Origin of the sequence: Kiloniella laminariae, from assembly GCF_027214005.1 — a bacterium.
Lineage (GTDB): Bacteria > Pseudomonadota > Alphaproteobacteria > Kiloniellales > Kiloniellaceae > Kiloniella > Kiloniella laminariae_A.
In genome coordinates, this window is the sequence record NZ_JAPWGY010000016.1 from 1 (window position 1) to 18,504 (window position 18,504).

General features: G+C 46.4%; 9 protein-coding genes. 7 read left to right on the forward strand and 2 right to left on the reverse strand.

Translation table 11 applies throughout. The features are described from left to right. Positions 1-108 precede the first annotated feature (108 nt). The 3 genes from O4H49_RS19855 to O4H49_RS19865 all read left to right on the forward strand — a co-directional run bounded on the left by O4H49_RS19855 (position 109) and on the right by O4H49_RS19865 (position 9,896). On the forward strand, positions 109-6,204 hold the full coding sequence (locus O4H49_RS19855) for a VCBS domain-containing protein (protein WP_269425175.1): 6,096 nt from the start codon (positions 109-111) through the stop codon (positions 6,202-6,204). A 184-nt stretch (positions 6,205-6,388) separates the two neighbouring features. Further along, a complete protein-coding gene (locus O4H49_RS19860) occupies positions 6,389-7,099 on the forward strand; it encodes a hypothetical protein (RefSeq protein WP_269425176.1) in 711 nt (236 codons plus the stop codon). A gap of 373 nt (positions 7,100-7,472) precedes the next feature. Continuing rightward, positions 7,473-9,896, forward strand: coding sequence for an FAD-dependent oxidoreductase (locus tag O4H49_RS19865; protein ID WP_269425177.1), 2,424 nt, complete (start codon positions 7,473-7,475; stop codon positions 9,894-9,896). Positions 9,897-10,117: 221 nt separating this feature from the next. On the opposite strand, the gene O4H49_RS19870 is transcribed toward O4H49_RS19865, so the two are convergent. Then, positions 10,118-11,662 (reverse strand): trimethylamine methyltransferase family protein, encoded by a 1,545-nt coding sequence (locus O4H49_RS19870; protein WP_269425178.1) that lies wholly within the window; start codon positions 11,660-11,662, stop codon positions 10,118-10,120. 182 nt (positions 11,663-11,844) lie between these two features. Further along, the gene (locus O4H49_RS19875) at positions 11,845-12,777 is read right to left on the reverse strand and encodes a LysR substrate-binding domain-containing protein (RefSeq protein WP_269425179.1); all 933 of its coding nucleotides are present in this window, start codon (positions 12,775-12,777) and stop codon (positions 11,845-11,847) included. A 333-nt stretch (positions 12,778-13,110) separates the two neighbouring features. On the opposite strand from O4H49_RS19875, the gene O4H49_RS19880 reads away from it, so the two are divergent. From O4H49_RS19880 to O4H49_RS19895, 4 genes are read left to right on the forward strand one after another with little or no spacing between them, the layout of a single operon-like run. Then, positions 13,111-14,364: a sarcosine oxidase subunit beta family protein gene (locus O4H49_RS19880; RefSeq protein ID WP_269425180.1), complete on the forward strand. Its 1,254-nt coding sequence runs from the start codon at positions 13,111-13,113 to the stop codon at positions 14,362-14,364. Positions 14,365-14,376: 12 nt separating this feature from the next. Further along, entirely contained in the window at positions 14,377-14,676 is a 300-nt protein-coding gene (locus tag O4H49_RS19885) for a sarcosine oxidase subunit delta (protein ID WP_269425181.1), read from the forward strand. Then, the gene (locus tag O4H49_RS19890) at positions 14,673-17,678 is read left to right on the forward strand and encodes a sarcosine oxidase subunit alpha family protein (protein ID WP_269425182.1); all 3,006 of its coding nucleotides are present in this window, start codon (positions 14,673-14,675) and stop codon (positions 17,676-17,678) included. The genes O4H49_RS19885 and O4H49_RS19890 overlap by 4 nt, the downstream gene beginning before the upstream one ends. Then, on the forward strand, positions 17,665-18,345 hold the full coding sequence (locus tag O4H49_RS19895) for a sarcosine oxidase subunit gamma (RefSeq protein ID WP_269425183.1): 681 nt from the start codon (positions 17,665-17,667) through the stop codon (positions 18,343-18,345). The genes O4H49_RS19890 and O4H49_RS19895 overlap by 14 nt, the downstream gene beginning before the upstream one ends. Positions 18,346-18,504 lie beyond the last annotated feature (159 nt).

The window sequence follows — 18,504 nt, forward strand, 5'->3', positions numbered from 1 at the left end:
GCAACAGTCTCCATTTCCGGTGGCTTCGTTGCCGGAGAGGATGTCTTGTCCTGGGCCAGCTCTGCCCTACCCGGTGGCGTGGCTGCTGTCTATGACCCGACAACAGGTGTGCTTACCTTTACCGGTGTCGCCAGCCTGGCACAGTATCAGGCACTACTCGGCAGTGTCGGATACTGCAACAGCTCCATTACCCCCGATCAGGGACAACGCAGTGTCTCCTTCCAGATCACTGATGATCACGGCGCAACCAGTAATGAAATCATCAAACTGGTTAATGTATATGATCACTCCGTAACTCCCAGCAGCAATCTGGCTCCTGTAATAGATAGTGCTGACACAACGGGTTCAGCTATTGAAATCGCTGACGGCGCGATTGGTGAGAATGTAGCCACACATACTGCTTCTGGCTCCATTGTGTTTAACGATGCAAACACAATGGATAGCCACAGCATCAGCTTTGCCCCAGTTTCAGCAGGTTATCTCGGCAGCTTTATGCCTGTACTTGATCAGGCCAGCAAAACCATCACTTGGGACTTTTCGGTGGCGGACGCTGCAATCGATTATCTCGCAGCAGGAGAAACCCTGACGCAGAGCTATACTGTCACCATAAACGATGGTAACGGCGGTATTGTCAACCAAGACATAACCATCACCATCGCTGGCACAAATGATGCCCCTGTGATTACAGATAACAACAAATCAAACAATAGTGGAGAGAATGAAGTACAGGTAAACAGCTATACAGCTGGTGAACAATATGCACCTTCTATTGCAGGCCTTCCAGATGGAGGCTGGATTATCGTGTGGGAAAGCCAGGGTCAAAATGGCTCCAGCTATGGCGTCCATGGTCAGGCTTACAACGCTGAGGGCTCCCCGCAAGGGCAAGAGTTTCAGATACATAGTATTTCTCCTGATACTTGGACAGCGCCAGTTGTAGCAGGCCTCAGTAGCGGTGGTTGGGTCGTCACCTGGCACAGCTATGGTCAGGATGGAAATAATCTTGGCGTCTCGGCCCAGATTTACAACGCGGATGGCTCACCTCAAGGCAGCCAGTTCCAGGTTAACAGCTATGCTGCTTACTGGCAGGGCAACGTTGCAATCACGGATCTGAACGACGGCGGATGGGTGATTACATGGAACAGTTATGCCCAGGATGGTTCAAGTAACGCCATCATTGGTCAAGCCTATAACGCTGATGGAAGCAAACAAGGAACTGAATTCCAGATCAATAGCTACATTTCTGGAGATCAAATTTACCCTTCTGTTTCATCTTTGAGTGATGGTGGCTGGGTTGTTACCTGGCAGAGTAATGGCCAGGATGGTTCCAACTGGGGAATTTATGGTCAAGCCTACAATGGTGATGGTTCCCTGAAAGGAACAGAGTTCCAGGTCAACAGTTATACCGCGAGCGCACAACACAACTCCTCTGTAACCGGACTTTCCGATGGTGGTTGGGTTGTTACTTGGGATAGTGAAGGGCAGGATGGGGCCAACTCTGGAATCTTTGGGCAAACCTACAATGCCGATGGGACCACGCAAGGTTCCGAGTTTCAGGTTAACAGTTACTCAGAAAGTGTACAGGATGGCTCTTCGGTCACAGCGCTAAATAACGGCGGTTGGGTTGTCGCTTGGGAAAGTTATGCCCAAGACGGTGCTCTATGGGGTCTTTTTGCCCGTATTTATGATGCCAATGGAACTCCACAAGGAATAGAGTTTCAGATCAATCGCTATACACCAGATAATCAGTACGCTCCTTCAGTCTCTGCGCTGACAGATGGAGGTTTTGTTGTCGCCTGGCAGAGTAATGGTCAGGATGGTTCTGGTAATGGTATTTTCTCCCAGTCTTATAATGCTGATGGCTCAGTCAGAATTCCCAATATCTACACCGAAGGCGGCTCGGCTCTCCAGCTCTTTACTGACATCGATATTTCAGACGTCGATACAGCCGATGATGTGGTTTCAGCGACGCTGACGGTGACGGATTTTGTCGCTGGCGATCAGCTTGATTTGAACGCAGGTTATAATTTGCCTGCTGGTATTACTTTCAATTACAACGGTGTCACTGGTGTCTTGACTTTGTCTGGAGCGGCAAGCGCAGCAGATTATGAGGCTGTAATTGAACACATCACTTACAACTCAACATCCGATTACCCTGATGTACAGGTCGCTCGCACCATTGAACTCACCGTTAATGACGGATCAGACAACAGCAATGTGATTGCTAAAACCATCAATATTGTCGGTGTTAATGATGCGCCAATTGTTACAGGTGGCGTAATCACTGGCACTGTTACCGAGATCACAGATGGCCTGGTCGATGAGAATGTCATCACACACACAACTTCTGGCTCAATTGTCTTTGCTGATCCTGAGACGGTAGATACTCACAGCATCAGTTTCACTTCTGCTGCAGCAGGTTATCTTGGCAGCTTTACACCTGTACTTGATCAGGCCAGTAAAACCGTCACTTGGGATTTCTCTGTAAACGACGCTGCTCTCGATTATCTGGCGGCAGGAGAAACCCTGACCCAGAGCTATACTGTCACCATAAACGATGGTAACGGCGGTGCCGTTGATCAAGACGTTACCATCATCATCACAGGTACAAACGATGCCCCTGTAATTACCGATAATAGTATTTATGATACCCAGGTTAACACTCATGTAATCGGAAATCAGTACATTACCTCGGTCGCTTCCCTGGCAGATGCCGGTTGGGTTATCAGTTGGACAAGTAAAGATCAGGATGGATCCAGTCACGGCATTTACGGCCAGGCGTATAATCCAGACGGAACAAAACAAGGATCTGAATTCCAGATCAACAGCTTTACCAATGGCGACCAACTGCGCTCTTCCATTACAGGTCTCCCTGACGGAGGATGGGTCGTTACCTGGGACAGTTTCAATCAGGATGGTGATAGTGGAGGCATATATGGGCAGGCCTTCAACTCTGATGGAACTTCCCGTGGAACAGAATTTCGGGTCAATAGCCATACATCAAGTTATCAACTCTTTTCCTCCGTTACAGATCTGGCTGATGGAGGATGGCTGGTATCCTGGAACAGCTACTCCCAGGATGGCTCTGATCTCGGTGTGTATGGACAGGCCTATAACCCGGACGGAAGCAAGCAAGGGTCAGAATTCAGGGTGAATACAACCACCGCAAACGGACAACTCTATCCTTCAGCTACAGGCCTGGATGATGGAGGTTGGATAATCACCTGGAGCAGCCAGCTACAAGATGGATCTCTAAGTGGTATTTATGCTCAGGTTTATAATGCGGATGGCAGTGTCAGAGGTTCTGAATTCCAGATAAACAGCCACACATTGAATGATCAACTCCAGCCTGCTGTCTCCGGTCTAGAGGATGGAGGGTGGATCATTACCTGGGAGAGCAATCTCCAGGATCTGTCAGGTAATGGTGTTTTTTCTCAAGCATATAATCTTGATGGAACAAAACAGGGTAACGAGGTTTTGGTCAATAGTTCGACTGTTGGAGATCAGTCACAACCTTCTGTTGCGGGCCTAACCGACGGGAGCTGGGTTATTACCTGGAGAAGCAATGGCCAAGACGGGGATGGTTGGGGTGTCTATGGTCAGGTCTATAATTCTGATGGTACCAAAAGGGGGGTAGAGTTCCAGATAAATGACTATGTCTCAGGCAACCAATCTGGTGCTGTGGTAACTTCGCTGTCTGATGGTGGATTTGTTATCACCTGGGACAGTGAGAAATTAGATGGCTCCGGCTGGGGCGTTTTCAGCAAGGTTTACAATGCTGATGGAACTGTTCGTTCAAGCTACACCGAAGGCGGCTCGGCTCTCCAGCTCTTTACTGACATTGCTATTTCAGATGTCGATACAGCCGATGATGTGGTTTCAGCGACGCTGACGGTGACGGATTTTGTCGCTGGCGATCAGCTTGATTTGAACGCAGGTTATAATTTGCCTGCTGGTATTACTTTCAATTACAACGGTGTCACTGGTGTCCTGACCTTGTCCGGAGCGGCAAGCGCAGCTGATTATGAGGCTGTAATTGAACACATCACTTACAGCTCAACATCCGATTACCCTGATGTTCAAACGACGCGCACACTCGAGCTGACAGTTAATGACGGAACCGACAACAGTAATGTCATCTCCAAAACCATCAATATTGTCGGTGTTAATGATGCGCCTGTTCTTTCCTATGAAGAAAATTTTGAAAACCGAGCCAATACCACAACCACGGGCGTACAGGATTTTAGTAGTGTAGCAGGACTCTCTGATGGAGGGTGGGTAATTACCTGGCAAAGCGATGGTCAAGACGGATCTAGCTACGGTATCTTCGGTCAGGCCTATGCTGCAAATGGAGCGAAAATCGGTGCTGAGTTCCAAGTCAATAGTTATACAGCTGGCGTGCAAGGGCATCCAGAAGTCACATCTTTAACCAATGGCGGTTGGGTTGTTGTCTGGCACAGTGAAGGGCAGGACGGATCAAACTATGGTGTTTATGGTCAAGCCTATAATGCAGATGGCACCCCACAAGGCACAGAATTCCGAAGTAATACTTATACATCCAGCTATCAGACTGACCCCTCCGTAAGCGGTCTCCCAGATGGTGGTTGGATTATAACCTGGAATAGCTGGGGACAAGATGGGTCTGAACACGGCGTATATGGTCAAATTTATAATGCTGATGGATCATCACGTGGGAATGAGTTTAAGGTCAGCACACACACTTCAGGTCTTCAATGGTACTCAGCTGTAGAGACTGTTGAAGATGGTGGCTGGGTTGTTAGCTGGAGAAGCTATAACCAAGATGGGTCGGATTATGGTGTTTATAGCCAAGCTTTTAATGCGGACGGCAGTAAACAGGGATCTGAATTCAGGGTAAATAGTTACACCGCAGGAGCTCAATTTAATTCAAAATTGACCGGGCTTTCAGACGGGGGTTGGTTAACCACGTGGCAGAGTAATGCCCAAGAAGGGAGTAGCTGGAATATTTATCAACAGCGTTATGATGCCTCAGGTACAGCTGTGGGCGAGGAAACTCGAATTAATTCAAGCTCTACCGGAACACAACTAAATGCAGACGTTACTTCATTAGATGATGGTGGCTGGGTTGTTGTTTGGCAAGGCGAGGGCCCTACTGGTGATGGGCATGATATCTATGTTCAAATCTTTAATGCCGATGGATCACGTCGTGGTACAGAAACCCAAGTAAACGACTATATTTTATCCACGCAAGGTTCACCTTCCATTGATAGCCTATCCAACGGCGGTTGGATTATTTCCTGGAAAAGCTATGAACAGGATGGTTCTCATTATGGGGTCTATTACAAAACCTTTAATGCTGACGGCACGACTTATTCCAATTATATTGAGGGGGGAGATACTCTCAGCCTATTTGAGAACGTTACGATTATAGATAATGATGCCTCTGATGATATCGGTTCGATCACGGCCACAATAACTGATTTTGTTGCTGGCGATCAGCTGGCATTGACTACTGGATATAGTCTGCCCACTGGGGTGATCTTGACTTATGACAATATCACAGGTGTTTTGGTTATCTCGGGCTCTGCAAGTTGGGCAGACTATACCACCATCATTGAAAATATAACTTACAGGTCTACTTCCGATTTTCCTGATGTTCAGTCGACAAGAAATATTGAGCTCGTTGTGAATGATGGGGCCGACGACAGTAATATCATCTCCAAAATCATCAATATTATTGGTACCGATGAAATCATCACGGGTGATGATGATGCCAATACCTTGACAGCGACATCAGATGGTGGAGCATCACTTTCTGGCTTGCTTGGTGATGATATCCTCTATGGTGCTGCCGGGGATGACATCCTCCTTGGCGGCGGTGGGAATGATACGCTATCCGGCAATGCTGGGGCCGACCTGCTCACAGGGGGAACTGGGGCTGATAATTTTATATTCAACGATATATCTTCCCTCGACCAAGTGACTGACTTTAGCCTTTCCGATGGCGATGTTCTCAACATTGCAGATCTGATCGACTTCAGCGATACCAACGGAGACATAATCAGCAATTACCTTTCAGTCACCAGTAACGGTGATACAGCAACACTCAGTATCTCCAATGACGGTGGAGTAAATTTCGCAGCCGTTGCCACCTTGGATAATATCTCTACTGGAGACACCCTCAGAATTATTCTCGACGAAAGTGAACAGAATATTCTTGTCATCTAGGGTCGATATAAAATGACACCGCCTGAAATTCAATTTCAGGCGGTGTGACAAGAAAAAACCAGAGGCCGACCGCGGGTGTGCAATTTGAACATGATACCTGTTGAACCCCTTTCGCCTGGCGACCAGAGTTATAGCTGTTGATGAACACGACAGAACTTTATGACCAATTCGAATGGAGGAATGAGTGTCCAACGCATCCTTAATTCCTGTTCGAAAAGATTTTGTTTTTGACCAGACATGCCATGCTTGTCCACGCAAGTTAACATCCAATGTGGCTGTTATTTTGCAAGACGAGCTCGGGCAAGATTTTCCATATGGGCCTGTATGCGCAAAGAATGCTCTTGATCATGAGGGGCAACGTTTACTTAAACAGATTCCGGATTTCACAAAGGCGGCTCCCGGTCAGGAAAACGAGCCGGGGGCCGGTCGTGGGAGCACAGACACCAGATATGGCGGAAGTAGCGGTTTGGGCAACACTGATCGGCAATTCCGTCGTGCGGTCACCTATCTCCTTCTTCGACAGCGCAAGCTCGCTCATATTCCTGCGGCAAACTACAAACGTTTTTCTGCCTACGCCGATATATTTGATCAGACGAATTCCTTGCCAGAAGACAGCATCGCTCACCTAATCAACGTTGAACGTAAGAGCGGGGGAACAAAATTTGGTTTTGATAGCCTGCAAGCTGTTTACGGTTATGATTGTTGCATCAACCGTACTTTCTTGTCCTTACCAGCGGAGAAACAGGACTGGCTAAAAGACGTCCAGACTTCACTTCGAAAGCGTTTGTACCTAACTGAAGCCCAAGCGAAGGGAGTCGAGAATTGGTTCAAATATATTCCAGGTCATCAGCCCCTAAGCCCCAAGGGATTTCAATGGGCTTGGAAGCAGAAATAGCAGCTTGTGCCCTGTTATTTGCTCCCGTATTGATCCCTAATTCTTCGAGTTGACCATTCAGTCATGCCCCCCATCCAACAAAAACCCCCTTAGTCAGGAATGACTAAGGGGGTTTTTGTTGGATGGGGGGCACGCGTGCGCCGAAGAATTTCATTCGTTTATCGACATTAAAAATTCTTTCTATACATAAAATGGACGAAATTCTGATCCTAATGAGATAATCTACAAAGCGTACCCCCCTTTGAAACAAGCACTCCTTTAAAAAACTTGGGGGACGGCAAAATTTTATTCGTTTGCTGTACCCCTTCGTCTACCAGATCATCTTTGGGATAATCTGAATAGTGTTTTAGGTAGTAGGCAGGGTGTTATCTTCATGGAAACTCAGGCAAAAGTCGTGATCATCGGCGGTGGTGTAGTCGGGTGCAGCATTTTGTACCATCTGGCCAAGAAAGGCTGGAGTAATGTCGTCTTGTTAGAGCGACAAGAACTGACAGCGGGGTCTTCCTGGCATGCCGCGGGTAATCTTTTCACACTGACCGCCCCTGGGAATGCAGCCATACTGCAAAAATACACCATTGACCTCTATCCAGAGCTGGAACAGGAAAGCGGGCAGGATTGTGGCCTTCATTATAATAGTGAGCTTTTGATTGCCAAAGATGAAGAAGAAATCAAGACCCTGAAAATCGCCCATGGCTTTGGCCTTCGATATGGAATTGAGTCTGAATTTATATCAAATGAACAGGCGAAGGAACTCGCCCCTACTCTCAATACCGATGGCGTAATGGCTGTCTTGCATGAAAAAACTGCAGGTTATTGTGATCCAGCCAGTGTTACCCATGCTTTTGCCAAAGCTGCGCGACAAAGAGGGGCAAACATTTATCGGCACACCCCTGTCCTCGAGACCAATCAGCGCGATGACGGCAAATGGGATGTCGTCACGGAAAAAGGGACGATCATCGCTGACTACGTGGTAAATGCTGCTGGGCTTTGGGGCCGTGAAGTCGCGGCCTTGGCTGGTATTAAACTGCCTTTGATTCCTGTTGAGCATCATTATCTGGTCACAGAAGATATTCCAGTTTTGGTCGAACACGACCGCCCGCATGCGTTATTATCCTATGCAGATGCCAATCTTTATATGCGGCCAGAAGGTAACGGCCTGCTCATTGGTGCTTATGAAAGCAAGTGTCATCACTGGTCTGAACATGGCACTCCGCTGAATTTCGGTCATGAGCTACTTCCCGATGACCTCGGTAGAATGGAAGAAGAATTTTGCCAGGCAGTCGATCTCATTCCAAGCCTTGCTGAGGCTGGAATTAAAAGCGTTATTAACGGCCCAATGATCTTCTCCCCCGACCTTGGCCCCCTTATCGGCCCCTACCCCGGAAAACCGGGTTATTTCTGTGCCAATGGCGTCATGACCGGCTTTAACCAAGGCGGTGGGATCGGCAAGGTACTCGCAGAATGGATAATTGATGGTGAGCCAAGCCTGGATGTGAGTTTCTGGGACGTCGCACGTTACGGTGATTACGCAGGCTCACGCTATACAAAAGAGATGACAAAGTACTGGTATGAAAATCGATCAAGTCGAATTTATCCCTACCAGACTTTCTCTGTCGGACGTCCAATGAAAACATCCGCGATCTATGATCGCCTGAAAGAGGCTGGCGCGGTCTTTGGTGAAACCTGCGGTTGGGAAGATGCCTACTGGTACGCCACAACCCCTGAAGAAGCGAAAGAAAATTATTGTTACGAACGCCCGAAGTGGTTCGATGCCGTGGGACGTGAAGCACGGGCCACACGCGAAACAGCCGGACTATTTGAGCTAACAAGTTATGGGAAATACCGTTTTAGTGGGCCAGATGCAGTATCGTTTCTCGACCACCTGATGGCGAATGCAATACCAAAAATTGGCAAGACCGCACTTTGTCCTATGTTGAGCCCCCAAGGTAAAGTGATTGGAGATTTTACGATTACACGCCTTGCACAAGACAGCTGCCTAGTACTTGGTTCTGGCTCTATGGAGAAAATCCATGAAAGATGGTTCTTGGAAAACCTCCCTGATACGGGTGTTACTTATGAAAATCTGACCCAACGTTATGCCGGGCTCCATGTTGCAGGTCCAAAAGCGAGAACAATTGTGTCGAAATTGGCTCCTAATGTCAGCTTTGACAACGCAGATTTTCCCTTCTTAAGTGGTCGAGCCATGGAATTGGGATCTTGTCCCGAGGCCTTTGTTGTTCGGGTGTCTTATACCGGTGAAGCCGGATATGAGATTTATATGCCGATGGAGTATCAACGCGGTGTATTTGATGAGATTATCAACGCCGGTGAACCTCATGGCCTGCAACTTGTAGGCGGGCACGCCCTGATGTCGTTGCGCCTGGAAAAAGGCTTTGCAGGCTGGGGACTTGAACTTACCTCTGATTACTATCCACATGAAACAGCCTTAGCGCGTTTTGTCCTATATTCAAAAGAAGATTTTATCGGTCGTGAAGCTGCGTTAGCAGCAAAAGCTGGCGGCCCACGAGAAGTCTTTGTTCAGTTTGAAATTGAAGTAGATGATGCAGATGCCTATGGTGGTGAACCGATTTATCTTAATGACGAACAGGTTGGCTATACCAGTTCCGGAGGCTTTGGATATTGTAGCAACACCAGTTTAGCCTTAGCCTATCTGTCAGCAGAATCTGTTGATGTAAATGCTGCCTATTACATAGACATCATCGGTGATAAAAGAAAAGCGCGCTTGCTTACCCAAGCACCTGTTGACCCAGAAGGTCACCGTATGCGTATGGGGTAAATCCCAACATTTAAGCTCTATTTTTTTACGCCTTTTCTATCTATGCCTTAATACTTTACCTAATTCTTCAAATTTATTACTTTATCTCACTTACATTATCCCAAAAAAAGAAACTGCCCGGCGATTTAACGCCGGACAATTTTTGAGCTTAAACTATTCACAAATACTACGGGTGAGTAACAAATAGAGATCGTTAAGCCTGCTGTTCTTATATAAATTATTCAAGCTGTTTTACCGTGGATCTCTTGCTTACGGCGTGCCATATAATCTTGCAAAGCTTCATCGATCGCAGGGTCAATTTCAGGTTGTTCATAATCTGAAAGTAACTTCTTCCAAACTTTATTTGCCCGCTCTGCGGTACCCAGGCTTCCGCGATCGATCCAGTTTTCATAGTTATCCCAGTCAGAGACCATTGGCGCGTAAAAAGCGTCTTCATAACGGGCAAGTGTATGCGACGTTCCAAAAAAATGCCCACTTGGCCCAACTTCACGAATAGTATCCAGGGCAATTGCATCGTCATCAAAGGCAAGAGGTTTGTTATAGGCGGACATCATCTGCAACATTTCAGCGTCGATAATTAACTTCTCAAAAGAGGCAACCAACCCTCCCCCAAGCCAACCAGCACCTTGATTTAGTAAATTGACATGACCTGTCATTGCTCCCCAGATTGACATTTGGCTTTCATAAGCCGCTTGAGCATCGACAGCATTAGAGGACGTCACGTTGCTGGAACGGAACGGCACTCCGTAACGCCGTGCGAATTGACCTGAAGCCTGAGCCGCCAATGTATATTCAGGCGTCCCAAATGCAGGTGATCCCGTTTTCATATCCACGTTCGAAGTAAAACCACCATAAATTACCGGTGTTCCTGGCCGAACACATTGCGCCAGCACGATACCGGATAATGCTTCTGCATTTTGTTGGGTTAAAGCACCTGCCAGTGTTATGGGAGACATGGCACCAGCAAGTGTAAACGGTGTAATAATCACCGGTTGGCCGTGAAGAGCCATCTCAATTAGGCCTTCTGCCATCGGGATATCAATCTGAAGCGGCGAATTTGTATTGATGACCGTTGTGAAGACTGGTTTATCTACCAACTCCTCACGCGTGATACCAAGCGCGATACATCCCATCTCAAGCCCATCACGAGCCCGATCTTGACCTAGCCCCCAAGGCTGCCAGTTTTTGTCTGTTAATGTCGCTTGAGCGTAGTGCAAATCCAGATGGCGGCTTTCCTGTGGCAAATCCATTGCCTCAAATGGACCACCGCCTTCCTGGTGTAAGATATTTAAACTCTGAACCAAGCGTATGAAATCACACATTTCTGCATAGGTTCCCTGGCGTCGTCCTTTGTCCAGATCGGATACAAAAGCAGGCCCACCTACAGACGCAAATATAGCGTGTTTGCCACCAACTTTCACATTTCGGGCAGGATTTCTGGCATGTAGAGTAAATTCACTGGGCGGTAATTTTAATTTTTCTTCTACTAAACCACGATCCAGATAAACCATTTCAGAAGCATGATCTACTTTTGCACCAGCCTGTTCCAAATAACGCCTTGCTTCAGGTTCATGAACCTTAACCCCGATGTCTTCTAGGATAGTCAATGAGGCTTCATGGATGGCCTCGATTTGATCTTCACTCAGTACATTTTGTGGCTGATATTGATACTCTATCTGCTTCCAGGGTTGTTGGGTGATCAAATTTTTATCTCGAACAGAACGTCCAGTTCTTTGTCCCCGTCTTCGGCTACCCGGTTTCGTCATTAGACTCTCCCCATAAAGCAATTTTATTGTTCAGTCGTTCAATAGTAGACTTAACTTCAGCCTAAAAGCAATGCTATTGTTCAACTGTACAATAGTAAATTGCAAAACAGGTATCAGAATGGGTACCAGTGCCAAAGCGTTAAATAAAAATTTTTGAATTTGTGAAGCTTAAGAAAAAGAACTCAAGATTTCTTAGAATCAGAACTGGATTGAATCAACCAATCCTGAAAACGGTATCCATAAGGCAAATTCTTACCCCGGGTGGTACAGATCAGTGAAATACAAAATCCCGTAGAGACTAATCCCGATACAGGCGCAATAAGTCTGCCTGCTTTTAAGTCATCATCTAAGTAAGGGTTCCGTCCCATGGTAATCCCCAGCTTTTCCTTTGCTGCGATGACCGCAGTAGAACTCATATCGAGTTCAAGATACTGAGCCTGGGAATGGCTTGTTATCCCCTGGGCTTCAAACCATGTTTTCCATTCTTCATCTTCAGACAAACTGGCGATCAGCGTATGACCAAGTAGATCTTCGGCTTTTTCAATGGCAGGATGATCGTTAAGGTATTCCGGAGTAGCAACAGGAATAATTTCCTCAATAAAAAGAATAGTGTTCTGATCCTCAACAGAATCAAGCGATTGATAAACCAAAGCAAAATCAACTTCACGATCCAAGTTACTTCCCACAATGACGGAGGTATTTAATCGCACATTGATGTCTGGATTTCTGGCGTGAAAGCCCGACAAACGGGGAATTAACCACATATCAGCCAAAGATGGATATAGGTTAATCGTCAGCTGGGATTTACCGCCTGTTTTAGAAATAGTCTCGGTGGCCCTTTCTATCTCGTCCAAGGCCACGCAAAGTCTATCATAATAAAGTTGTCCCTCTTCACGTAGGATCAACCGATTGTTTCTCCGGATAAACAAAGGCATCGCGATAAATTCTTCTAACGATTTTACCTGATGGCTAACTGCCGAAGCTGAAATGCCCAATTCATCCGATGCCAACTGGAAATTACAATGGCGGGCTGCAGCTTCAAAAGCTTTGACCGCCGCAAAGGGAGGAAGCCGTCTTCTCATTACGAATTTACCTAATTGAAAACTTACAATCAAAAACCCAAAGGGTCCTTTTAATCTGCAATCTATATTGTTTTCATACAAACAAAAATTCGGCGCTATAAAAACCAGGTAACTGTAGTCAGTGAATTTATCCTGTGAAAACCGTCTAATCCTTTTGAGCACAGGTAATTAATAGAGTTGGTTGCCTACTCTAGATATTCCGACAAGGTATTGAAAAGCTATCAAAAAAAAACTTGAACAAAACCTGCCCTATAAAAAATTTAGCCCACCCGTGAAATTTTTCACCCTGTCTAGAGAATTGCTATCCCCGCATCATCTATTGAATGAAATTAAGAAATACTGTGAACAATTCTGGTACCCGATAGTATGAATTATTCCATGACATCACTCATCAAGCAGGCCTTCCAAGGACATAAAGGTTGGCCTGTGGGCTGGCGGGATCCGGAACCTAAGAAACAGTATGATGCTATCATTATTGGCGGCGGAGGCCATGGTCTAGCTACCGCATATTATCTGGCAAAAGAGCACGGATTAACGAATATAGCTGTGCTTGAACGTGGCTGGATTGGCAGCGGAAACGTTGCACGGAACACGACTATCGTCCGCTCCAATTACCTATTAAACAATGAAATCCCGCTATTGGAGTGGTCACTTAAGCTCTGGGAGAACCTCTCTCAAGAACTGAATTACAATGTCATGTTTTCCCAACGTGGAGTGTTGGACATATTTCATACTAATGGCCAACGCGATGAGGCCGTTAGGCGTGGAAATGCCATGATTATGAACGGTGTTGATGCCGTTATGCTGAACAAGGAAGAAGTGCTCAAGCAGGTCAACATCATTGATCCCGACAATGGCCGCTATCCCATCCTTGGTGGATTGTTGCAACCTCGCGCAGGCACAGCCCGCCATGACGCAGTCGTTTGGGGATATGCACGTGCCGCCGACCGCCTGGGTGTCGATATTATCCAAGGCTGTGAAGTCACGGGTTTCTTACGCGACAGCGATGGTCGTATGACAGGTGTTGAGACTTCACGCGGCACCATCAACGCACCCAAAGTCGGTGTTGCTGTTGCGGGCCATAGCAGCCAGGTAATGGAAATGGTGGGAATTCGATTACCCGTTGAGAGCCATAAACTACAAGCCTTTGTTACAGAAAGTGTAAAGCCAATCATCGATACTGTCGCAACCTTTGGTGTTGGGCACCTCTACATCAGCCAATCTGATAAAGGAGGATTAGTCTTCGGTGGCATGTTGGATGGTTACAACAGTTTTGCTCAACGCGGCAACCTTCCCATCGTAGAAGATGTTGCAGAAGCCATAATGATGTTTTTGCCCACACTAGGCCGAGCCAGATTATTGCGTCACTGGGCTGGCGTTGTTGATATGACCATGGATGGTTCGCCCTTTATCTGTAAGACCCCGATAGATGGGCTCTATCTAAATGGTGGCTGGAACTACACAGGATTCAAAGCCATTCCCGGTGCAGCCTGGTGCTTTGCCCACACTATGGTACATAACGAGCCCCACCCCTATAACGCGCCCTTTGATCTGGATCGCTTTTCCCAAGGGCGTCCCGTAGACGCTACTGGTGGCGGCCCTTTCCCAAACCATCATTAGAGGGATCAACAGATGCGTATTCCCTGCCCATTATGTGGCGAACGCCCACTCGAAGAATTCACTTACCGAGGCGATGCCAAAGTCAAACGCCCCGATCATGATGCACCGATAGAAGATTGGGTCGGCTATGTTTATGTTCGCGATAACCCAAAGGGAGATCATCAAGAGCATTGGCGGCATTCTGGGGGGTGTGGTAGCTGGCTGACTGTTAACAGAAATACCGTTTCGCATATTATAAATAGTGTCGAAGAAGCACGCCAAACTGAAGAGTCTCGAATTTCAGAAAAGACACAAGAAAAGAAACTGGCATGAGCAAGCAACCAAACCGCCTGTCCCAAACTGTTAACGAATGCCGGATAGACAGAACCAAACCAATACAATTCATCTTCAATGGGAAAAGCTATCAGGGGTATCAAGGAGATACCTTGGCCTCTGCCCTCTTAGCAAATGGTGTAACACTTATTGCGCGTAGTTTTAAATATCATCGCCCACGAGGTATTCTTACTGCCGATGCCCATGAGCCCAGCGCCTTGGTTCAATTGGGTAGTGGTTCCAAGTGTGAACCTAACATTCCAGCGACAACAATTGAGCTGTACGACGGGTTGGAAGCCAGAAGCCAAAACTGCTGGCCCTCACTTGCTTTCGATGTGATGAGTATAAATTCTCTTTTTTCACCTATTTTTGTGGCAGGGTTTTATTACAAAACCTTTAAATGGCCTGCTAAGTTTTGGACCAATTTTTACGAACCGATAATTCGTAAAGCAGCAGGCATGGGCGAACTGTCCGGCAAAATAGATCCTGATACATACGAAAAAGCCCATGACCATTGTGATGTCCTCGTGATTGGTGGCGGAATTTCAGGAATCATGGCTGCCAAATCTGCCGCTGATAGCGGCGCGCAGGTTATTCTCTGTGACGAGAACCCTGTTCTTGGCGGACAGATATCTGATGGGAAACCACCCCTTGAAGAAGTAAGCGGCAAAGGGCCGCTCGTTGAACAGGTCGAGACATTGCTCCAATTGCGAGACATGAATAACGTGAGGATCATGCCCCGTTCAATGGTCTTTGGTTGGTATGACAACAATACTTTTGGTGTTATCGAACAAGTTAGTGATCACCTGCCTCAGCCAGAAAAAAACCAACCCCGGCAAAGAATGCGGAAAATCGTTGCCCAACAAATCATACTCGCAACAGGATCCCATGAACGGTCTCTGGTTTTCCCAAATAATGACAGACCTGGCGTCATGCTGGCATCTGCCGTGCAACGTTATATCAGGCAATATTCCGTTCGCCCCGGTCAAAAAGCAGTAATATTCACCAATAATGATAGTACAAAAAAACTAGTCAACGACCTTAACTCCGCCGGAATAATCGTTTCTGCCTATGTTGATGCACGTGAAGATATCACTTCTGACTTCTCAGATATTCAATGCTCAAATATCCTTAACGGATATGTTGTTGATAACGTTCACGGTGGAAAAAAAGTTCAAGCTGTAACGCTACGCCCATGTAATGGCGGTCCCTTAAAAAAGATTGATTGTGATCTGATCTGTGTGTCTGGTGGATGGAACCCTGCTGTACAATTGTTAGCCCAGCGAGGGCAAAAGCCTCAATGGAGTGAAAATTACCAGAACTTCTTACCGCAATTCTCTACGGGCGAGGACTTTCTTTGTACCGGTAGCCTTGCTGGATTGGAAAGCACCCGAGATTGTCTGGATCATGCGCGATTGGTCGGTGAGATCGCTGGAAAAAGAATATCCGGCAACACCAACATTTCATTAGAGAAGCTAACATCAATTACCACAACAAAAGAGCTTGAAACACACAATACTGGTTTCTTTGAAGTTCTCAGTGATAAGGGTAAGTCCTTTATTGACCTGCAAAATGATGTCACCCGCAAAGATGTCGAACTCGCGGCCCGAGAAGGTTACCGTTCGGTTGAACACGTCAAGCGTTACACCACACTTGGCATGGCGACAGACCAAGGAAAAACATCCAATATAAATGGGATAGCAACCCTCTCCCGCAGTTTAAACAAACCAATAAGTCAAGTTGGCACGACAGGATTTCGCCCGCCCTACCGTCCCGTCAGCTTAGGCGTGTTGGCTGGAAGATCGAGAGGAAAGCACTGGCGCCCCATTCTGCGTACTCCTTTACATAACTGGGTTTATGCCCAAGGTGGCAAATTTATCGAGTCCGGTCTCTGGCATCGCAGCCAGTATTTTCCAATCAACGGGGAAACCATGGCTCAGTCCATTGATAGGGAAGTTCGAACAGTTCGAGAAAAGGTTGGCTTCTGCGATGTCTCAACCTTGGGGAAAATCGACCTTCAAGGGCCTGATGCTGCAACATTTTTAAATCGGGTTTATTGTAATGGATTTGCAAAATTGCCTGTAGGTCGCTCTAGATACGGCCTTATGTTACGTGAAGATGGTATCGTCTTTGACGATGGCACCGTTACCCGGTTGGATGACGACCATTATTTCATAACCACAACTTCAGCTGAATCCTGCAGTATTGTCAGCCATCTTGAATATTGCCATCAAGTACTCTGGCCTGAACTGGATATCTGCCTAGCTGATGTCGGCGAAGATTGGGCCGCGATCGCCTTAGCCGGTCCGCACTCACGAAAAGTGTTGAGTGAAATTGTCGATAATTTAGATGTCAGCAATGATACCCTGCCCTTCCTGAAGGCCGTCACAACGACAGTGCTTGGTGGATTGGAAACTCGCTTATTTCGAATAAGCTTTTCTGGGGAGATGGCATACGAACTCTTTGTACCTTCACAACATGGAGCTGATCTTGCAAAAATGCTTATGATTGTTGGTGAAAAATATGGCATTGCACCCTATGGCGTAGAAGCTCTTGATGTTCTCCGCATAGAAAAAGGCCATGTTAGTTCAGAGTTGAACAAATTTACCACAGCGAGTGATCTAGGTCTTGGTGGCATGATGTCAAAGACCAAGGACTATATTGGGCATAGATTAAGTCAACGCCCTGGCTTAATCGCACCTGACCGAGAAGTTGTCGTTGGCCTGCTCCCACTTAACCCAAAACACAGCTTTGCTCAGGGAGCGCATATCATAACAACAGGAACTTCAGCCACAGCTGAAAATGATGACGGTTATATTACCTCCGCCGCCTGGAGTCCGACATTAAACAGCTATATTGGGATTGCTCTGGTACGTCGTGGCAGAGAACGGATCGGGCAAATCGTAGATATTGTCGATCCATTGAACGGAAAAAAACCCGTTACAGCAAAGATAGTTTCTCACCATTTCTACGATCTGGAAAACACCCGTGTCACAGCTTAACACACTAATAAGCCAGCATCCTTTGGAAGGCATTGCCCACACAGGTGTTTTTGGCAAGCTCAGTAAAACATATCCTGGTGTTTATTTTGAAACTCCACCTCAGAGGAAAATTATCAGGTTGATGCCTTTTCGAGAAAAAGCTCATGCCGTAAATTTAATCCTGCAAGATCTGTATTCAATGACAATGCCCGGCACTGGAAAATTCAGCCAAAAGGATAATTTGACAATCGGCTGGAGTGCTAAAAACCGCTGGTACATAACCGAAACCCCAAATAGTGATACAGTTTCTTTCTGCAAAATAAAAAATGCCCTTTCTGGCTTAGCTGCAATAAGCGATGCAAGCCAAGGACTGATATCAATCATCATTGATGGTGATGATAGCCGAGCACTAATATCCAAAGGTTGTGTATTAAATTTGAGCCATTTTCTGCCTGGGGATAGCACACCCAGTTTAATGGCTCATACCAATGTTCACATTTATCGATTATCTGAAAGCAAATTTGAGATACTTGTGCCAGCAAGTCATGTCACAAATTTCTGGGAATGGCTTTGCTTATCTGCTGAAGAGTTTGGATTTCAAGTGACTTTTCTTGACCAAAAATTCACTGAAATAACAGAAAATTTTGACCATACTATTCCTTTTGAAAAATTGGATAAAGCAACATGAAATCAAAATCTTATCAAAATATAACCAAGCTACAGGCAAGGTATATTTTGATACGCGAAACCAGGATTCATAAATTTAAAGTAGCTTTGCCCAACAGATACTATACACCTGTACAATACAGGATGTAATCTTCTAAATATAACTCGGCACAGGCGTTGT

Coding starts and splice junctions, on each gene's coding strand:
- O4H49_RS19870 (WP_269425178.1), bottom strand. CDS start 11,662: ATGACGAAACCGGGTAGCCGAAGACGGGGACAAAGAACTGGACGTTCT.
- O4H49_RS19865 (WP_269425177.1), top strand. CDS start 7,473: ATGGAAACTCAGGCAAAAGTCGTGATCATCGGCGGTGGTGTAGTCGGG.
- O4H49_RS19880 (WP_269425180.1), top strand. CDS start 13,111: ATGAATTATTCCATGACATCACTCATCAAGCAGGCCTTCCAAGGACAT.
- O4H49_RS19885 (WP_269425181.1), top strand. CDS start 14,377: ATGCGTATTCCCTGCCCATTATGTGGCGAACGCCCACTCGAAGAATTC.
- O4H49_RS19890 (WP_269425182.1), top strand. CDS start 14,673: ATGAGCAAGCAACCAAACCGCCTGTCCCAAACTGTTAACGAATGCCGG.